The sequence below is a fragment of the Streptococcus pseudopneumoniae genome (assembly GCF_001072925.1).
GTDB lineage: Bacteria > Bacillota > Bacilli > Lactobacillales > Streptococcaceae > Streptococcus > Streptococcus pseudopneumoniae_Q.
This window is the reverse complement of sequence record NZ_JVHE01000077.1, coordinates 1-814: the sequence shown is the minus strand read 5'-3', so window position 1 is coordinate 814 and position 814 is coordinate 1. Positions and strand designations below refer to the sequence as shown.

Sequence of the window (814 nt, the reverse complement as noted above, 5' to 3'; positions counted from 1 at the left end):
CAGCAACACTTACAGGTGATCAAACTGTTAAGACTGCAGATTCAAACGGTGTTCAAGCTCCATTATCTAAGACACCAGTTAAAGATACAGCGAACTTGACTGATGCAGAAAAAGCTAAAGTTAAAGAAGCCGTAGAAGCAGCGAACCCAGGATCTAAAGCAGAAGTAGGTCAAGACGGCACAACGAAAGTAACGTTCCCAGATGGCTCAACAGCAACACTTACAGGTGATAAGACAGTTACTCAAGCTGATATCACAGCTCCAGCAGCACCAGTTGTGAACCCAGTTAAAGCTGGTGATACAGCAATCACAGGTACAGCCGAAGCCGGTTCAACAGTAGAAGTTACTCTACCAGATGGAACTAAAGTATCAGCGAAAGCAGATAAAGATGGTAAATTCAGTATTCCAGTAAGTGATTTGAATGCTGGAGATACAGTTTCTGTAACAACAACAGACGAAGCAGGAAATACATCAGCTACAACTACAGTAACAGTAAGTAAAGTTAATGTAGGTGGTAAAGATGCTGATAATGCTAAAGTACCAGTTCTTACTCCAGTAGTAGATCCAAGCAACTTGACAGATGCAGAAAAAGCTAAAGTAGCTGAAGAAGTTAAGAAAGCTAACCCAACTGCGACAGATGTTAAGGTTAACAATGACGGATCAGTAGTTGTAACCTTTGCGGACGGATCAGTAGCAACAATTGCGGCTAATAAAGTTGTTAAGGAAGCAACTAAAGAGTCATCTGCTCAAGCACCAGCTAAGAAAGCAGGAGCGAAAGAATTGCCAAACACTGGTACTAAACAATCTAACGCTTC

1 protein-coding gene is annotated in these 814 nt (G+C 41.6%); it reads left to right on the top strand.

Features of this window, described 5'->3' with window-relative positions; translation table 11 throughout:
• Positions 1 to 814, top strand: an 814-nt coding sequence (locus ADH81_RS11175; protein ID WP_049526729.1) for an Ig-like domain-containing protein, incomplete at both ends; no start/stop codon positions are given.